Raw genomic sequence first — 1,040 nt, forward strand, 5'->3', positions numbered from 1 at the left:
GGGCTTAGTGTTGTGAAACCTGACGGCGCATTTTATTTCTTCATAGATTGCTCTCAGGTAGAACCTGATAGTATGAAATTCTGCATGCAACTGCTAGATAAAGGGCTCGTAGCCACGGTGCCAGGAAGCGGATTTGGCATGGATGGGCACTTCCGCGTAAGCTTTGCGTGCTCTATGGAAAATCTAAAACGCGGCTTTGAGCGCATAGAAAAATTCGTAAAAAATTACCACAGATAGGCATGCTAGCGAAATTTTGATCTAAATTTGTCGTAGCTTAGCGGCGAAATTTTTTACATAAAATTTAATGCAGCTTAGCGGCAAATTTAGTGTGGCGCGGCACGGCTCGGTATTTAAATGCGGTTGCGGCAATTAGCACGATTAAATTTCGTGCCGCTTTAATTAAATTTCAAGCTGCCGTATTCAGGAGCGCTTAAATTTTATGCCGTTTATTCAAATGCGGCTAATTTTGCGCTGTTATGTTACGATGTCTGCTGCGCCACGCACTGCTCGTAGTTTTAAATTTCGCTTCGGAATTTTAAAATTTCATCGCACGACGCATCCGGATTTCATCGCAAAAGCTTTAGTGTAAACGCCGCCAGCGGCAGAGCTTTTAAAATTTCATAGTGAAATTTTAAAATTTTACGCCGAGCGCCGCGAGAGATCAAAAGCAACCGACAGCGGCAAATTTTAAAAAATCCAAAATTTAACATGCTCGCGTGCCCATGCGACGCAACAAGGCGGTGCTGCGGGCACGTCTGCGCGAAAGGCTAATATTTATCGAATTTCACTCCGCCCGTAGCCGCACATTCGTACCGATGCCGACAATCGCAAACCTAAGCCGCAAAAAGCTTGACGAAACGGCGTTTCGCCGCGGTGCGCATGCGAACAATTGCAACGCGGAAATGCTTTCGTGCGATACGATCAAGCTCAACGCGAAAGGTTTGCGCGCGGTTTGTGTTTTTGAAAGCCGCACCGAATATAGCGCGCCAAATTAAAAAGCAAGGCAATATGCCGCGAGCCGTGCATCGCTCGCGATAGAC

Annotated in this window: 1 protein-coding gene; it reads left to right on the forward strand. The window is 46.2% G+C overall.

All coding sequences use genetic code 11. The annotated features are described in order from the left end of the window. Window positions 1-237, forward strand: a 237-nt coding sequence (locus Q0256_RS11420; RefSeq protein ID WP_297963216.1) for an aminotransferase class I/II-fold pyridoxal phosphate-dependent enzyme, incomplete at its 5' end; no start/stop codon positions are given. Between the last annotated feature and the right edge of the window lie 803 nt (window positions 238-1,040).

It is taken from the genome of uncultured Campylobacter sp. (genome assembly GCF_937949835.1).
Classification (GTDB): domain Bacteria; phylum Campylobacterota; class Campylobacteria; order Campylobacterales; family Campylobacteraceae; genus Campylobacter_B.